This is a genomic window from Amycolatopsis sp. NPDC003865 (assembly GCF_053605345.1).
Map to the genome: position 1 here is coordinate 61,333 of NZ_JBSGJA010000014.1, position 15,705 is coordinate 77,037.

Here is a 15,705-nt window from a genome sequence, read left to right on the forward strand (position 1 = left end):
GGCTCGTCACCGGCCGGTGACGAGCCCCTCCGTCGGTTCAGGCCACGCCGAGGTGGCGAGAGATCAGCATCTTCTGGACCTCGCTCGTCCCCTCGCCGATCTCGAGGATCTTCGCGTCGCGGTAGAAGCGGCTCACCGGGAACTCGTTCATGAACCCGTAGCCGCCGAAGATCTGCGTCGCGTCGCGGGCGTTGTCCATCGCCGCGTTGGAGGCCACCAGCTTCGCGATCGACGCCTCCTTCTTGAACGGCTCGCCGCGCAGCATCTTCGACGCCGCCTGGTAGTACGCCAGGCGCGCGGTGTGCGTGCGGACCTCCATGTCGGCGATCTTGAACTGGATCGCCTGGTACTCACCGATCCGCTTGCCGAACGCGACGCGGTCCTTCACGTACTTCAGGCATTCGTCCACGCAGCCCTGCGCCAGACCCACCGACAGCGCGGCGATCGCGACGCGGCCCTCGTCCAGGATGGACAGGAACTGCGCGTACCCGCGACCGCGCGTGCCGACCAGGTTCTCCGCCGGGACGCGGACGTCCGAAAAGGACAGCTCGTGCGTGTCCGAGCAGTTCCAGCCGACCTTCGAGTACTTCGGCGCCACCTCGAAGCCCGGCGTGCCCGACGGGACGATGATCGCCGAGATCTCCTTGCGGCCGTTCTCCATCACGTCCGTCACCGCCGTGACCGTGACCAGCCGCGTGATGTCCGTGCCCGAGTTCGTGATGAACGCCTTGCTGCCGTTGATGACCCATTCGTCACCGTCCAAAGTGGCACGCGTGCGGGTCGCGCCCGCGTCCGAGCCGCCGCCCGGCTCGGTCAGGCCGAAGCCGCCCAGCGCCGTGCCCTCGCACAGTGACGGCAGCCACTTCTCCTTCTGCTCCTGGGAACCGAAGCGGAAGATGGGCATCGCGCCGAGCGAGACGCCGGCCTCCAGGGTGATCGCGACCGACGAGTCGACCCGCGCCAGTTCCTCCAGAGCCAGGCACAGCGCGAAGTAGTCGCCGCCCATGCCGCCGAACTCCTCGGGGAACGGCAGTCCGAACAGGCCCATCTCCCCCATCTTCGCGACGATGGCGTACGGGAACTCCTCCTTCTCGTACAGCTCGCCGATCACCGGCGCGACTTCGGCGTGCGCGAAGTCCTCGACGGTCTTGCGGAGGGACTCGTACTCCTCGTCCAGGCGGAAGTCGATCACTGCTGCTCCTCGTGGGGCGTCACTACGGCAAGGGTTTCGTCCAGCGCGACCTGGTGGCCGGCCCGGACGGGGAGTTCACTGACGACGCCGTCGATCGGCGCGGTGACCGTGTGCTCCATCTTCATCGCTTCGACGACCAGCAACGGCGTGCCCGCCTTCACGACGTCACCGGCCGCGACCTTCACGACCAGCACCGTGCCCGGCATCGGGCTGGTGACCGGCCCGGCCCCGGCGGCCTCGCCGCGGGACGACAGCACGAACTCCTGCTCCCCGAAGGGAAAGCTCAGGCCGTCGCGCGCGAGCCAGACCGTCCGGTCCGGACCGCAGGCCTGGCGGTAGCGGTCGAACCCGCCGGCGTGCCGGATCTCCAGGACGTCGCCCGCACGCCGGGCCGAGACCTCGACCGGCTCGGCGTCGTCGACTCGGACGACAGCGGCGGACGGCGTGCCCTGCACCCGGACCACGGCGCGCGCGGCGCCGGACTTCAGCCGGAACACCACCCCGCCGGAACCGCCCATCCGCCAGCCGTCCGGCACGTCCCACGGGTCCACGACGGACCCCGACGGCTGCAGCTCCAGGAACCGGTCCAGCGCGGCCGCGACGAAGAACTCCTGGGGCACGTCGGAAGAGACCAGCCCGGCCAGCCGCCGGTCGACCAGCTCGGTGTCGAGCCGGCCCGCGCGGACGTCGTCGTCGGCCAGCAGTCCCCGCAGGAACGCCGTGTTGGTGCCGACACCGAGCAACGCCGTGTCGGCCAGCGCGCGGTCGAGGCGGTGCAGCGCCGCCGCGCGGTCCGGGCCCCAGGCGATGACCTTGGCCAGCATCGGGTCGTAGTTCGAGCCGATCACCGCGCCACGGGTCATCCACGAGTCGACGCGGACACCGTCGCCGGACGGCTCGTGCACCGCCAGGACCGTCCCGCCGGTCGGGATGAATCCGCGCGCCGGGTCCTCGGCGTACACGCGGGCTTCGACGGCGTGTCCCTTGAGGACGACGTCTTCCTGTTTCAGCGAAAGGTGTTCCCCCGCCGCGACCCGGACCTGCCACTCGACGAGGTCGAGGCCGGTCACCAGCTCGGTGACCGGGTGCTCGACCTGCAGCCGCGTGTTCATCTCCATGAAGAAGAACTCGTCGGGGTTCTTCGCCGACATGATGAACTCGACGGTGCCGGCGCCGACGTACCCGACCGAGCGCGCGGCTTCGGCGGCCGCCGAGCCCATCTTCTCGCGGGTGGCCTCGTCCAGCAGCACCGACGGCGCTTCCTCGATGATCTTCTGGTGCCGCCGCTGCAGGCTGCACTCGCGCTCGCCGAGGTGGATGACATTGCCGTGGCGGTCGGCCATGACCTGGATCTCGATGTGCCGCGGCGTGGTGACGAACCGCTCCATCAGCAGCGTGTCGTCCCCGAACGACCCCTTGGCCTCACGCCGTGCCGACTCGATGGCGGCGGCCAGCTCCTCGGGCGCGTGCACCAGCCGCATACCCTTGCCACCACCGCCGGCGGACGGCTTGAGGAGCAACGGGTACCCCACGCGAGCGGCGGCTTCCGCGAAGCCGCCTTCGGGAATGTCCACATCGGACGCGCCGGGCACGACGGGAACACCGGCCTTCGACACCGTCGCCTTGGCCCGGATCTTGTCGCCCATGGCGTCGATCGCCTCGACCGGCGGGCCGATGAAGACCAGACCGGCGGCCTCGCAGGCGCGCGCGAACTCCGCGTTCTCCGCCAGGAAGCCGTAGCCCGGGTGCACGGCCTGCGCGCCCGACGACACAGCGGCGTCCACGATGGCCGGGATGGACAGGTAACTGCGGGCGGCTTCCGCCGGGCCGATGCGCACCGCCGCGTCCGCCTCGCGGACGTGCCGGGCGTCGGCGTCCGCGTCGCTGTACACCGCGACCGCGCGGATGCCGAGCGCCCGCAGCGTGCGGATGACGCGGACGGCGATCTCGCCCCGGTTCGCGACCAACACTGAGTCGAACATCATCACATCCGGAAGACGCCGTAGTTGACATCGGAAAGCGGCGCGTTGGCCGCGGTCGAGAGCGCGAGCCCGAGCACCGTGCGGGTGTCCGCCGGGTCGATCACGCCGTCGTCCCACAGCCGCGCCGTCGAGTAGTACGGGCTGCCCTGCGCCTCGTACTGCTCGCGGATCGGGTCCTTGAACGCCTCTTCGTCCTCGGCGGACCACTCGCCGCCGCGCGCCTCGATCGAGTCGCGGCGGACCGTCGAGAGCACCGACGCCGCCTGCTCGCCGCCCATCACCGAGATCCGCGCGTTCGGCCACATCCAGAGGAACCGGGGCGAGTACGCCCGGCCGCACATCGAGTAGTTGCCGGCCCCGAACGAGCCACCGATGACGACCGTCAACTTCGGCACGCGCGCGCAGGCGACGGCGGTGACCATCTTCGCGCCGTGCTTGGCGATGCCGCCCGCCTCGTACGCGCGCCCGACCATGAAGCCGGTGATGTTCTGCAGGAACAGCAGCGGGATCGAGCGCTTGTCGCACAGCTCGATGAAGTGCGCGCCCTTCATCGCGGACTCGGCGAACAGCACGCCGTTGTTCGCGACGATCCCCACCGGGTGGCCGTGGATCCGGGCGAAGCCGGTGACCAGGGTGGCGCCGTACTCCTTCTTGAACTCGCCGAACCGGCTGCCGTCGACGATCCGCGCGATGACCTCCCGCACGTCGTAAGGCACGCGCGGGTCGGTCGGCACGACGCCGTACAGCTCGGCCGGGTCGACGGCCGGCTCCTCGGTCGGCAGGACGTCCCACGGCCGCGGCGTGCGCGGCCCGAGCGTCGAGACGATCTGCCGGACGATCCGCAGCGCGTGGGCGTCGTCGTCGGCCAGGTGGTCGGTGACGCCGGACTGGCGCGCGTGGACGTCGCCACCGCCGAGCTCCTCGGCCGTGACGACCTCGCCGGTCGCGGCCTTCACCAGCGGCGGGCCGCCGAGGAAGATCGTGCCCTGGTTCCGGACGATCACGGCTTCGTCGCTCATCGCCGGGACGTACGCGCCGCCGGCGGTGCAGGACCCCAGCACCGCGGCGATCTGCGGGATGCCGCGCGCGGACATGGTCGCCTGGTTGTAGAAGATCCGGCCGAAGTGTTCACGATCCGGGAAGACTTCGTCCTGCCTGGGCAGGAACGCGCCGCCGGAGTCCACCAGGTAGACGCACGGCAGGTTGTTGTGCAGCGCGACCTCCTGGGCGCGCAGGTGCTTCTTCACCGTCATCGGGTAGTACGTGCCGCCCTTGACGGTCGCGTCGTTGGCGACGACCACGCACTCGCGGCCGGAGACGCGCCCGATCCCGGTGATGATGCCCGCGGACGGCGCTTCGTCGTCGTACAGTCCGGTCGCGGCCAGCGGCGAGAGCTCGAGGAACGGCGAACCCGGGTCGAGCAGCGTGTCGACGCGGTCGCGGGGCAGCAGCTTGCCGCGCTCGACGTGCCGGGTGCGCGACTTCTCCGGCCCGCCGAGGCGGGCGCTTCCCAATCGTTTGCGGAGGTCCTCGACCAGCTCCGCGTGTGACGTCGCATTGCGGGCGTAGGCCTCGCTGTCCGGGGCAGCAGACGTCCCCAGTGCCGGCGTGTCCATGGGCTCCCTCGAAGTTAGCAGTCGTTAACCGCCGCCTCGATGTTAGCGACCGCTAACGTGGGTGTCCAGTCGCCAGAACGCGGAAAAGGCCACCCCGGCGAACCGGGGTGGCCTCCGTTCCGCGGGAGGAACGTCAGCCGATGGCGCTCCGCAGCGGGGCGTAGTAGCCGCCCGACTGCCCGGCCACCGTCGGGTGGTACGACTCGATCACCGGCCAGGTGAGGCTGTGCAGGTAATCGTCGGCCGAGGAACAGATGTTGTGCCCGACGAAGGACGGCCGGACGTCGACGAACGTCGCACCCGCCGACGCCGCGCGGGACTGGATCACCGAGGCGAGCGTGTCCGCCCCGGAGTTGATCGCGGACCGCTTGGTGTCACTGAGCCCGACCCAGCAGGAGCCGGGCACGGTGTAGAAGCGCGGGTAGGACAGGACGACGAGGCGGGCACCGGGCGCCTTGGCCTTGATCGCGTTGTAGGTGTTGGTCAGCAACGGGGGCAGGGTGTTGTTGACGTAGGTCTTCGCGGTGTTGACGCGGTTGGTGCAGTCCGCGTCGCTGCCGAGGGTGCAGGTCTGGATCACGTCGCTGAAGCCGGCGTCGTTGCCGCCCACGGTGACCGTGACCAGGGTCGCGTTGGAGGGGATGGAATTGGCCTGGTTGATGACGTCGCCGGTCTTCGCACCCGAGCAGGCGAGGAAGGTGAACGACGTGCCGCTGTGGGCGTTGGCCCACAGCTGACCGTAGGCGTTGGAGCTGCGGTAACAGCTCCCGGAACTGCCGTAGCTGCCGGCCCCGACTCCCGAGGAGTAGGAATCGCCGAGCGCGGCGTAGACGGTCCCGGCGGCGTGGGCGAGGCCCGTGACGCCGAGAGTGGACAGGACTACGGCCCCGAGAGCCGTGCTCAACCTCTGCAAAAACCGTCGCGAAAGACGGATCGGAACCCCCATGGGCCACTCCTTTGTGACAGAACCGACCTGAAAATCACAGCAGGTGGAAGCCCCACAAGGAACCCCTAGTTACCTGTAAGTAACCCACTCGGCCCACGCCGGAAGACGGGAACAGTGTTAGCGCTCGCTAACCCGCGGATCCGTTCACGTTCCGGACGCCTCCCGGCGAGGTGGGCACCACAGGGTGTTAGCGCTCGCTAACCTGTCGCTCTACTATGACCGGATGCCGGGCAACTCCATTCCTCTCGTGAACGGCGAGAAGGCGAGCAGGCGCGAGCAGATCCTGGCCGCGGCCGCCGAGCTGTTCGCCCACCACGGGTTCCACGGCGTGGGCATCGACGACATCGGCGCCGCCGTCGGGATCTCCGGGCCCGCGCTCTACCGGCACTTCCGCAGCAAGGACGCGATCCTCGGCGAGATGCTGAACTCGATCAGCCGCTACCTGCTCGACGGCGGCACCACGTGGGCGGCCCGGCCGGGCACGCCGCACGACACGCTGGCCGGCCTGGTGGCGTTCCACGTCGGCTTCGCGCTCAACCACCCGGCGTTGATCACCGTTCAGGAGCGCAACCTCGCGAACCTCACCGACACCGACCGCAAGCAGGTCCGCGCACTGCAGCGCCAGTACGTCGAGGTGTGGGTCAGCGCGATCCGGGAAGCCATGCCGGAGCTGGGAGAACGGCACGCGCGGTCGGCGGCACACGCCGTGTTCGGACTGATCAACTCGACGCCGTACAACCGCCATCTCGGTGACTCGGAACTCGCCGAACTGCTCGCCCGGCTCGCACTGGGTGCGCTCCACGCGGCCGGATGACCGACCCGGATCAAGGTATCCCCACGACCGCCGTCGCTGGTGTTTGATGGGGCACGTGGATGCGGACTGGAACGAGCAGGAGCTCGTCGAAAAGGCTCAGCGCGCGCTGACGGCGTTGAGCCTCGGAGACGACGCCGAAGCCCTCGTCGAGGTCGCGCCGACGGCCGTCGAACCGCAGGCCCGCGCGGACGAGACGAAGGCGTTGATGCTGCTGCTGTTCGGCGAGTGCAGCGCGATGGTCGCCACCCTCGGCGACGGCGGCAGCGCCCCGGTGAAGGTCCAGGTCTTCGACGAAGACGGCGAAGAGGTCTCGATCGACCAGGCCGACCCGCCGGTGCGGACGGCGGTGCGAACGCTGCTGGCGGAGGTCCACGGCAACACCGAGGCCGCGCAGGAGCAGGTCGAGATCGCCCTCGCCAACGCCGCGCCCGACGAGGTGGACAGCCTGGTGCTGCAGGCCCTGCGCTGGACGATCCGGCTGTCGGTCGAATGCCTGGACCGCGACCTGCCGGTGGCCCCCTGGATCTCCGAAGCCGTCTCCGACTAGGCGCGCAGGCCGTCGACGATCACTGACACGATCCGCGGCGCCCGGTCGTCCCACTCGGCTTCCGGGATCCGCGACAGCGCCCCGAGGAGCAGGATGACGTCGGCCGCGTCGACGCCGTCGCGGATCTCCCCGGCGGCCTTTCCGCGGTCCAGCAGCGTTTCGAGCGCCTCGTCGAGCCGGTGGTGCTGGCCGGAGTAGAGGTCCTGCCACGCCGGCACCTCGATCGCCGCCATCACGCCGCGTTTGACGCGCGCGTACTCGACCAGCCGCTCCAGCCAGCGGGAGAGCGCGTCGAGCGGGGAGTGCTCCGCCAACAGGGGTGCCACGGTGTCGACGAGCTGGGTCAGCTCGGCCCGGTACACCTCCGCCAGCAGGTGTTCGCGCGTCGGGAAGTGCCGGTAAAGCGTGCCCTGCCCGACCCCCGCGGCCTTGGCGACCCGGTGCAGCTTCAGGTCGTCGGCCGCCCCGTTGGACTCGCTCAGTTCCGCCCGCGCGGCCTCGACGATCCGGTCGCGGTTGGCGACGGCGTCCGAACGGCGCTCACGACCGGCCACGGCACTCTCCTCGCATAAGTGGACAAGTGTCCGGTAGGCTTAACCGGACAGTTGTCAGTTTAACGGAGGAAGTCATGACCAACGGACTGGACAAGGTCGTCGCGATCACCGGCGCGAGCAGCGGGATCGGCGAGGCGACGGCCGTCGAGCTGGCGTCCCGCGGCGCGGCGGTGGTGCTCGGCGCCCGGCGCACCGACCGGCTGGAGGCGCTCGCGCGCAAGATCCGCGACGACGGCGGCCGCGCGGAAGTGCTGGACGTCGACGTGACCCGGCGCGCCGACCTCGAGCGGCTGGTCGCACTGGCCGTCGACCGCTTCGGCCGCCTCGACGTCCTCGTGGCCAACGCCGGCGTCGCCCGGATCGCGCCGGTGAGCGCGCTCGACGTCGACGACTGGGACGCGATGATCGACGTCAACCTCCGCGGCGTCCTGCACGGCATCGCCGCCGCGCTCCCGGTGTTCCGCGCGCAGGGCCGCGGCCACTTCGTCACGACCGTCTCGACGTCGGGACTGAAGATCGTCCCGGCGCAGGCCGTCTACGCGGGTACCAAGAACGCCGTGCGGACGCTGCTGGAGGCGCTGCGCCAGGAGTCGACCGACGGCGTCCTGCGCACGACGTCGATCTCCCCGGGGTACGTGCGCACCGAGCTGGTCGACTACGTCGAGGACCCGGCAGAGCGCGAGCAGGTCCAGCAGGCGATGGCGGCGCTCGGCATCAGTCCCGACGCCGTGGCGCGGGCGATCGCGTTCGCCATCGAGCAGCCCGACGACGTCGAGATCGGCGACCTCACCATCCGGCCCACCCGGCAGGGCTGAGTCAGGGACGCAGCGAGCGGACGATCGGCGCGAGGTACAGCTCGGCCAGCCGGCGGCGCTGGGCGTCGTCGTCGACCGGCAGGACCGTCTCCTGGGTCAGCACCAGCGACACGACGATCCGGATCAGCAGCTCGGCCATGCCGTCGATGTCCTCCGCGGGCAGCCTGAGCCGGCCCGCCGCGATCTCCGCGTGGAAGTGCGCCGCGATCCGCGCCCGGGCCGCCGCGAACAGGCCGCCCGCCTGGACCGTCAGGTGCGGGAGGATCAGCTCCGGCTCGGTGCGCAGCAGCCGGTTGAGCAGCCGGTGCCCGCGCAGGTACCCCAGGGAGAAGCTCAACCCCTCGATGAGCTTCTCCTCCGGGGTCGCCTGCGCCTCGACGACGGCGTCGACCTTCGTCAGGAACCGCTTCATCTCCCGCTGGATCAGCGCGCCGAGCAGCTGGTCCTTCTTCGGGAAGTAGCGGTAGATCGTCACCCGCGAGAGGCCGACGCGGCGCGCGACGTCGTCCACGGTGAACCGGCGCAGCCCGAAGTCCTCGGCCTGGGTGAGCGCCGCGCCCATGATCCGTTCCGCGGTCTCGTCGCCGGGCAGTTCGGCTTCGAGTGCGTGTTTCAGGAGGTCGCGCATGCACCGACTTTACATCTTGACGGAGATTGTTTCATGCGTTCTAGTGTTAAACGACACAGGGAGGCACGGATGGGTGATCGCGAAGCCACCGCCGAACGGCTGCTCCGCTCGAGCGCCCGGCTCTCCTACGACCCCGACGTCGACGTCCACTGGGCCGCGCCGCTGAACGACGACCAGTTCTTCATCCCCGAGAAGCTGGTTTCCCTGTACGGCACGCAGGTGTGGGACACGCTGAGCCGCGCGCAGCGGATCGAGCTGTCGCGCCAGGAGCTGGTGAACACCGTCAGCGTCGGGATCTGGTTCGAGCTGATCCTCATGCAGATGCTGCTGCGCGCGTCCTACCGCCAGGACCCGACGACCCGGCACGTGCACTACGCGCTGACCGAGGTCGCCGACGAGTGCCGGCACTCCACGATGTTCGCGACGCTGATCGAGCGCGTCGGCGGCCGGCCGTACCGCAACAACCGGTGGCTGCAGCTGTCCGCGCAGGCGCTCCCGGCGATCCTGCACGGCCCGGCGATGTGGGTGGCGACACTGATCGGTGAGGAGATCTTCGACGCGCTCCAGCGCGAACACCTCGACGACGAGTCCGTGCAGCCGGTGGTCCGCGCGGTGATGCGCATCCACGTCACCGAAGAGGCGCGGCACGTCCGGTACGCGCGCGACGATCTGGTCCGTGAGCTGGCGGACGCACCTTGGTGGCGCAAGGAGTTCGCGCGGGTGGTCGTCGCCGTCGGCGCGTTGCTGATGTCACGCCTGCTTTCGCGGCCGCGGCAGTACCTGCGCGCGGGGATCGACCCCGGCGTCGCGGTGACCGCCGCGCGGACCAGCCCGCACCGGCGGGAGACCCTGGCCTTCGGCGCCCGGAAACTCGTCCGGTTCCTGCGGGAGAACGACCTGATCGGCGGCCCGAGCGCGGTGCTGTGGCGCCGCGCCGGGATGCTCTAGCGGAGGGGAAGTCATGGCGCTCAAGGATCTGCTCGCCGCGGGCACCGGCAGGCTCGCCGACCGGATCACCACGGCCGGCGACGAAGCGGGCCACCGCGCGGACGACGTCGCGTGGCGGGTCGCGAAGCTGTCCGACCGCGCGGCCGAACGCCTCGGCGACTACGCGGCCGGCGCGTCGCGGCGGGTCGCGAACCGCCTGGTGCGCCTGGGAGAGCGCGTCGCCGGGCGCTGACGGAGCAGGATCTCGACGACGACCAGGTCGACGACCCAGCCGAGCGTCTGCCCGACCGGGATCAGCGTGGCCGGGTCGGCGTTGCCGAACGGCGCCTGGGCCAGCAGGAGCACCGGAACGAGCACGCGCGAGGTCACGGCGAGGAAGGTCAGCGCGTAGTTCCGCAGCATCCACGCGCGGTGGGCGGCGAAGTCGCGCCGCCGGGCCGCACGGTACGCGAGGACGGCGGTGACCAGCCACAAAACCGCCGCCAGCGTCAGGCTGACCTGCGTCAGCGGACGGCCGGACCACACGGCGACCGGCATGGCGGCCAGCGCCGACGGCACCACCCCGGCCAGGAGGTAGACCCGGCCGAGCGTCCGGTGCAGCCGCCCGCGCGCCCGCACCTTCGGCACGAACTGGAGCGGGCCGAGCACGAGCGCGACGGTGGCCGTGAAGACGTGCGCGACCAGAACCGCGTACTGGACGCCGTCGCGCACGTCGAGCCGGCTGTCGGCGATGTCGAGACCCAGGTACGGGTAGACGAGCACGCCGCGCGGTCGTCCGCCCGGGGACGGCAGGTGGTCGTACGACCGGGGACGTACTAACCCAGCAGCGCCTTCACCAGCGCCGCGATCTGGTCGGTCTCGATGAGGAACGAATCGTGGCCGTACGGCGAGGAGACCACCGACGGCTCCGGCGCCCCGGGGATGCCCGCGGCGATCTCCGCCGACTGGTACAGCGGGTAGAGCCGGTCGCTGTCCACGCCGCCGATCACCGTTCGCGCCGTCACTCGCCCCAGTGCCGCCGCCACGCCGCCGCGGTCGCGGCCGACGTCGTGGGTGTTCATCGACTCCGTCAGCACCAGGTAGCTGTTCGCGTCGAACCGCCCCACCAGCTTGTCCGCGTGGTGGTCCAAATAGGACTCCACGGCGAACCGGCCGCCCCGCAAGGGGTCTTCGTCGCCTTGGTACGCCCGGCCGAACCGTTCGGCCAGCTCCGGCTCACTGCGGTAGGTGACGTGCGCGATCCGCCGGGCGATGCCGAGACCCCGAAAAGGGCCTTCGGGCGACGAGTAGTAGTCGCCGCCGTGGAAGTGCGGGTCCGACCGGATCGCGTGCAGCTGCGGGGCCGCCCAGGCGATCTGCTCGGCCGACGCCCGCGCCGTCGACGCCAGCACCAGCACCGACGCCACCCGCGAGGGCAGCGTCACCGCCCACTCCAGCGCGCGCATCCCGCCCATGGACCCGCCGACCACGGCCGCCCAGCGGTCGATGCCCAGTGCGTCGGCCAGCACGGCTTCCGACGCCACCTGGTCCCGGACCGTCACGACCGGGAACCGGCTGCCCCACGGCTTGCCGTCCAGCTCGGAAGCGGGTCCGGTCGAGCCCTGGCACCCGCCGAGCACGTTCGGGACCACGACGAAGAACTCCTCGGTGTCCAGGGCCTTCCCCGGCCCGATCAGCCCGTCCCACCAGCCCGCGCTGGGGTGTCCCGGCACCCGCGGCCCGGCCGCGTGGCTGTCGCCGGTCAGCGCGTGCTCGACGAGGACCGCGTTGGACGCGTCGGAGTTCAGCGTCCCCCACGTTTCGTACGCGAGGGTGAAGGACGGCAGCACGCCACCGGCCTCCAGCGCGAGCGCGCCGGGGCCGGTGACGAACTGCCGGCGGCCCGGCGGGTCCCCGACCCGCCAGGCACCGGTAACGGTCACAGTTCCGCCTTGGCCGCCCGGAATCCGGCTTCCAGGTCGGCCTTGAGGTCCTCGATCCCCTCCAGCCCGACGGCGATCCGGACCAGGCCCGGCGTCACGCCGCTGGCGAGCTGCTCCTGCGGCGCGAGCTGGCTGTGCGTGGTCGACGCCGGGTGCACGATGAGGCTGCGGACGTCGCCGAGGTTGACCAGCTGGCTGTGCAGCTCGGTGCCGTCGACGAACTTGCGCCCGGCCTCGACGCCGCCGCGCAGCTCGAACGACAGCACCGCGCCCGCGCCGCGGGGCAGGTACTTCTGCGCCGCCGCGTGGTACGGGCTCGACGGCAGGCCGGCGTAGTACACCTTTTCGACCTCGTCGCGCTGCTCGAGCCACTCCGCGAGCGCCTGCGCGTTCTGCACGTGCCGCTCGATGCGCAGCGACAGCGTCTCGATGCCCTGCAGGATCAGGAAGCTGTTGAGCGGGGCGATCGCCGCACCGGTGTCGCGCAGGAGCTGCACGCGCGCCTTCGCCGCGAACGCGCCCGGGCCGAGCGCCTCCCAGTACTTCAGGCCGTGGTAGCTCGGGTCGGGCTCGGTGAAGCCCGGGAAGCGGCCCGGGTCCTTGCCGAAGTCGAACGTGCCGCCGTCGACCAGCACGCCGGCGATCGTCGTGCCGTGGCCGCCGAGGTACTTGGTGGCCGAGTGGATCACGACGTCGGCGCCGTGCTCGATCGGGCGCACCAGGTACGGCGTCGGGATGGTGTTGTCGACCAGCAGCGGGACGCCGGCTTCGTGCGCGGTGTCGGCGACGCCGCGGATGTCGAGGACGTTGCTGCCCGGGTTGGCGAGCGTCTCGGCGAAGAAGAACTTCGTGTTCGGCCGGACGGCGGCGCGCCACTGCTCGAGGTCGTCCTGGTCGTCGATGAACGTGACCTCGATGCCGAGCTTCGGCAGCGTGTAGTGGAAGAGGTTGTAGGTCCCGCCGTAGAGCGACTGGCTGGAGACGAAGTGGTCGCCCGCGCCCGCGAGGTTGAGGATCGCCGCGGTGGTCGCCGCCGAGCCGGACGCGAACGCGAGCGCCGCGACCCCGCCTTCGAGCGAGGCGACGCGCTGCTCCAGCACGTCCTGGGTCGGGTTCATGATCCGCGTGTAGATGTTGCCGGGCTCGGCGAGGCTGAACAGGTCGGCGCCGTGCTGGCTGTCGCGGAAGACGTACGACGTGGTCTGGTAGATCGGCGTCGCCCGCGCGCCGGTGGCCGGATCCGGCGCGGCGCCCGCGTGGATCTGCCTGGTCTCGAAGGACCACGCCGAGGTGTCGTCCGCGCTCATCGGTTTCTCCTTGCGGCTCAAGGGGTCTGATGGACCGAAGCTACTTCGGCCGAACGGAGTACCCAACCGTTCCCACGGTCTGGGAGAGCGGTCTCCTTGTCAGTCGAATCTCTTTGTGTCTAAGATACTTACACAGGGAGATTCACTGACTGGGAGGAAGTCATGACGGAGCGGGTGCAGGTGCTGGTCGTGGGGGCCGGGCTGGGCGGGCTGTCGGCGTCGCTGTTCCTGGCGCGGGAGGGGGTGGACGTGCTGACCGTCGAGCGGCACGCCGGTACGTCGGTCCACTCGCGGGCCGCCGGGCAGAACTGGCGGACGATGGAGCTGTTCCACTGGGCGGGAATCGACCGCGAAGTGCTCGAGGTGAGCCCGCGGGCGTCGCAAGGGCTGCGGATCACCGTCGCGACCAGCCTGGCCGGCCGCGTGCTGCACCGGCTGATGGAGGACGGCAGCGAGTTCGACGTCTCGGCGTCGACGACGCTGCCGGCCGGGATGGCCGGGCAGGACGTCGTCGAGCCGATCCTGCTGGCGCACGCGGAGAAGGCGGGCGCGCGGGTGCGGTTCCGCACCGAACTCACCGACCTGACCCAGGACGACGACGGCGTCACCGCGACCCTGCGGCACCGCGACTCCGGCGAGGAGACGGTGGTGCGCGCGGACTACGTCGTCGCCGCCGACGGCGGCCGCAGCGGCATCCGGGCGCGGCTGGGCATCGGGACCACCGGCCTGGACGCGCTGAGCCACTGCCTCGGCGTCGTGTTCGACGCCGACCTCGGCGACCGCGTCCAGGCCGGCGTGACGGACCTGTTCTACCTGCAGCACGGCGATTTCACCGCCGGGCTGGTCAACACCGACGTGCCGAACCGGTACGTCTTCGCGCCGGACTACTTCCCCGAGAAGGGCGAAAGCCCGGCTGACTTCACCCACGACCGGCTGGTTTCGATGATCCGCGCGGCCACCGACCTGCCGGGCCTGGCGCCGGAGATCGTCTGGACCGGCTCGTGGGAAGTCGCCGCGCGGCTGGCCGACCGGTTCCGCGACGGGCGGGTCTTCCTCGTCGGCGACGCGGCGAAGGTGACGCCGCCGACCGGTGGTCAGGGCGGCAACACCGCGGTCGGCGACGGCGCGGACATCGCGTGGAAGCTCGCCGCGGTGCTGCGCGGCGAAGCGGGTCCGGCGCTGCTCGACACCTACGAGGCCGAGCGCAAGCCGATCGCGCGGATGATCATCGACACGTCGCTGCACAACATGAAGCAGCGCATGCACCCGGACCTCGACGTCTCCGGGATCGGTGAGCCGGAGGACATGCTGAACGCCATCCTCGCGTTCCGCTACCGCTCTGCCGCCGTGCTCTCCGAAGAGCCGGACGACGGCAGCCGCGTCGAGGACGTCCACGCGCCGACCGGGCGGCCCGGTTTCCGCGCGCCCGGTCTCGCGTCCACTGTGGACCTGCTGGGACGGTCGTGGGTGCTGCTGTGCGCGGGCGACGGTTCGCGGTGGGCACCGGCCGCGGCGGACATCGCCGCCGAAACCGGCGTCCGCCTCGAGTGCCACGCGCTCGACGACATCGCCTCCCGCTACGGCCTTTCGACGGGCGGCGCGTCCCTCGTGCGTCCGGACGGCATCGTCGCGTGGCGGGCGAAGGAGCCGGTCGACGACCCCGCCGGCGAGCTGTGGCGGGCGTTGACGGCCGTGCTGTCGCGCTAGTCGCGCGGCTACCGGGCGAAGACTTGCGCCGCCGCTGCCACCGGATCACCCCGGCGGGCCGCGCCGCGTCGAGGAGCCGGCGCAACGGCTCCTCCTCGCGCGCGGCGGCGGCGCGGGCCCGCTCACCCGCCCGGAGCCGGCGTGAGCCGCCCCGCTCGGCCCGGGGCCCCACCTGTCCGGCTCCTCACCGGGAGGCCGGCCGCGGGACGGCGCTCACGAAGTGTTCGTGCAGCTCGCGGACGTGGTCGGCCCAGAACAGCCGCCGGCCGCCGCGGGTCCGGGGCACGGCAAGACCCTTCCGGCTCGCGAGCCGGTAGAAGCCGGGCCCGGCGTCGTCCGCGCCGAGGTCGCGCACGTACGCGCCGAGCAGCCGGCCGCCCGCTTCCTCGAAGGCGGCGCCGGAGATCCGCTCGACCAGGTACGCCATGCCGGCGCGGCCGTCCGCGGTGGTGAAGTCGAACCGGGGGTGGCCGGTGCAGCGGGCCAGCGCGGCGGCGAATTCGCCGTAGGAGATCGTCCGGTCCACCACCGCCCGCGCGATCAGGATCGCCTTGCCCGCCACGACCAGCCTTTCCCATTCCGCTTCAGCACGCCCGTACACCCCGACCACCTCGCACTTTCGAAATCGATCGCTCCGAACAAGCGCGAGAGAATGCCACAAGATCAACCGCCGCACACGTGGGGTCAGGTTTGTTGCGCCGCAACGAGATCTCGCACAACCACCACG

General features: G+C 71.1%; 16 protein-coding genes. 6 read left to right on the forward strand and 10 right to left on the reverse strand.

All coding sequences use genetic code 11. The annotated features are described in order from the left end of the window. Positions 1 to 37 precede the first annotated feature (37 nt). From ACWEVP_RS30025 to ACWEVP_RS30040, 4 genes are all read right to left on the reverse strand, one after another. Positions 38 to 1,192, reverse strand: coding sequence for an acyl-CoA dehydrogenase family protein (locus ACWEVP_RS30025; RefSeq protein WP_452065926.1), 1,155 nt, complete (start codon positions 1,190 to 1,192; stop codon positions 38 to 40). Beyond that, positions 1,189 to 3,174 (reverse strand): acetyl/propionyl/methylcrotonyl-CoA carboxylase subunit alpha, encoded by a 1,986-nt coding sequence (locus ACWEVP_RS30030; RefSeq protein ID WP_452065927.1) that lies wholly within the window; start codon positions 3,172 to 3,174, stop codon positions 1,189 to 1,191. The genes ACWEVP_RS30025 and ACWEVP_RS30030 overlap by 4 nt, the downstream gene beginning before the upstream one ends. A 2-nt stretch (positions 3,175 to 3,176) precedes the next feature. Next, on the reverse strand, positions 3,177 to 4,790 hold the full coding sequence (locus ACWEVP_RS30035; protein ID WP_452065928.1) for a carboxyl transferase domain-containing protein: 1,614 nt from the start codon (positions 4,788 to 4,790) through the stop codon (positions 3,177 to 3,179). Positions 4,791 to 4,923: 133 nt separating this feature from the next. Further along, entirely contained in the window at positions 4,924 to 5,694 is a 771-nt protein-coding gene (locus tag ACWEVP_RS30040) for an SGNH/GDSL hydrolase family protein (protein WP_452065929.1), read from the reverse strand. Positions 5,695 to 5,959: 265 nt separating this feature from the next. Between ACWEVP_RS30040 and ACWEVP_RS30045 the strand changes: the two genes are divergently transcribed. Together ACWEVP_RS30045 and ACWEVP_RS30050 are read left to right on the forward strand one after the other, a co-directional pair. Continuing rightward, positions 5,960 to 6,550, forward strand: a complete 591-nt coding sequence (locus tag ACWEVP_RS30045) for an SACE_7040 family transcriptional regulator (RefSeq protein WP_452066090.1) — start codon at positions 5,960 to 5,962, stop codon at positions 6,548 to 6,550. A 46-nt stretch (positions 6,551 to 6,596) separates the two neighbouring features. Further along, positions 6,597 to 7,097 (forward strand): hypothetical protein, encoded by a 501-nt coding sequence (locus ACWEVP_RS30050; protein ID WP_072476527.1) that lies wholly within the window; start codon positions 6,597 to 6,599, stop codon positions 7,095 to 7,097. Here the strand turns inward: ACWEVP_RS30050 and ACWEVP_RS30055 are convergent. Further along, positions 7,094 to 7,651, reverse strand: a complete 558-nt coding sequence (locus tag ACWEVP_RS30055; protein WP_452065930.1) for a TetR/AcrR family transcriptional regulator — start codon at positions 7,649 to 7,651, stop codon at positions 7,094 to 7,096. The two genes, ACWEVP_RS30050 and ACWEVP_RS30055, sit on opposite strands and share 4 nt — an antisense overlap. Positions 7,652 to 7,725: 74 nt before the next feature. Between ACWEVP_RS30055 and ACWEVP_RS30060 the strand changes: the two genes are divergently transcribed. Next, positions 7,726 to 8,466, forward strand: a complete 741-nt coding sequence (locus tag ACWEVP_RS30060) for an SDR family oxidoreductase (RefSeq protein ID WP_452065931.1) — start codon at positions 7,726 to 7,728, stop codon at positions 8,464 to 8,466. A gap of 1 nt (position 8,467) precedes the next feature. Here ACWEVP_RS30060 and ACWEVP_RS30065 read toward each other — a convergent pair whose 3' ends face one another. Next, complete coding sequence (locus tag ACWEVP_RS30065) at positions 8,468 to 9,094, reverse strand: TetR/AcrR family transcriptional regulator (RefSeq protein ID WP_452065932.1); 627 nt, start codon at positions 9,092 to 9,094, stop codon at positions 8,468 to 8,470. Between the two features lie 69 nt (positions 9,095 to 9,163). On the opposite strand from ACWEVP_RS30065, the gene ACWEVP_RS30070 reads away from it, so the two are divergent. Both ACWEVP_RS30070 and ACWEVP_RS30075 read left to right on the forward strand, forming a co-directional pair. Continuing rightward, on the forward strand, positions 9,164 to 10,042 hold the full coding sequence (locus tag ACWEVP_RS30070) for an AurF N-oxygenase family protein (RefSeq protein WP_452065933.1): 879 nt from the start codon (positions 9,164 to 9,166) through the stop codon (positions 10,040 to 10,042). Between the two features lie 13 nt (positions 10,043 to 10,055). Then, the gene (locus ACWEVP_RS30075; protein WP_452065934.1) at positions 10,056 to 10,274 is read left to right on the forward strand and encodes a hypothetical protein; all 219 of its coding nucleotides are present in this window, start codon (positions 10,056 to 10,058) and stop codon (positions 10,272 to 10,274) included. On the opposite strand, the gene ACWEVP_RS30080 is transcribed toward ACWEVP_RS30075, so the two are convergent. The 3 genes from ACWEVP_RS30080 to ACWEVP_RS30090 are packed head-to-tail and all read right to left on the reverse strand — an operon-like array spanning position 10,202 to position 13,271. Continuing rightward, on the reverse strand, positions 10,202 to 10,804 hold the full coding sequence (locus tag ACWEVP_RS30080) for a DUF2306 domain-containing protein (protein ID WP_452065935.1): 603 nt from the start codon (positions 10,802 to 10,804) through the stop codon (positions 10,202 to 10,204). The genes ACWEVP_RS30075 and ACWEVP_RS30080 overlap by 73 nt on opposite strands. A gap of 53 nt (positions 10,805 to 10,857) precedes the next feature. Then, positions 10,858 to 11,964, reverse strand: a complete 1,107-nt coding sequence (metX, locus tag ACWEVP_RS30085) for a homoserine O-acetyltransferase MetX (protein WP_452065936.1) — start codon at positions 11,962 to 11,964, stop codon at positions 10,858 to 10,860. Continuing rightward, on the reverse strand, positions 11,961 to 13,271 hold the full coding sequence (locus tag ACWEVP_RS30090) for a bifunctional o-acetylhomoserine/o-acetylserine sulfhydrylase (protein WP_452065937.1): 1,311 nt from the start codon (positions 13,269 to 13,271) through the stop codon (positions 11,961 to 11,963). The genes metX and ACWEVP_RS30090 overlap by 4 nt, the downstream gene beginning before the upstream one ends. A gap of 162 nt (positions 13,272 to 13,433) precedes the next feature. Here ACWEVP_RS30090 and rdmE point away from each other — a divergent pair, with 162 nt between their 5' ends. Continuing rightward, the gene (rdmE, locus tag ACWEVP_RS30095) at positions 13,434 to 14,978 is read left to right on the forward strand and encodes an aklavinone 12-hydroxylase RdmE (RefSeq protein ID WP_452065938.1); all 1,545 of its coding nucleotides are present in this window, start codon (positions 13,434 to 13,436) and stop codon (positions 14,976 to 14,978) included. Positions 14,979 to 15,162: 184 nt separating this feature from the next. Here the strand turns inward: rdmE and ACWEVP_RS30100 are convergent, their stop codons facing one another. After that, a complete protein-coding gene (locus ACWEVP_RS30100; protein ID WP_452065939.1) occupies positions 15,163 to 15,579 on the reverse strand; it encodes a hypothetical protein in 417 nt (138 codons plus the stop codon). Between the last annotated feature and the right edge of the window lie 126 nt (positions 15,580 to 15,705).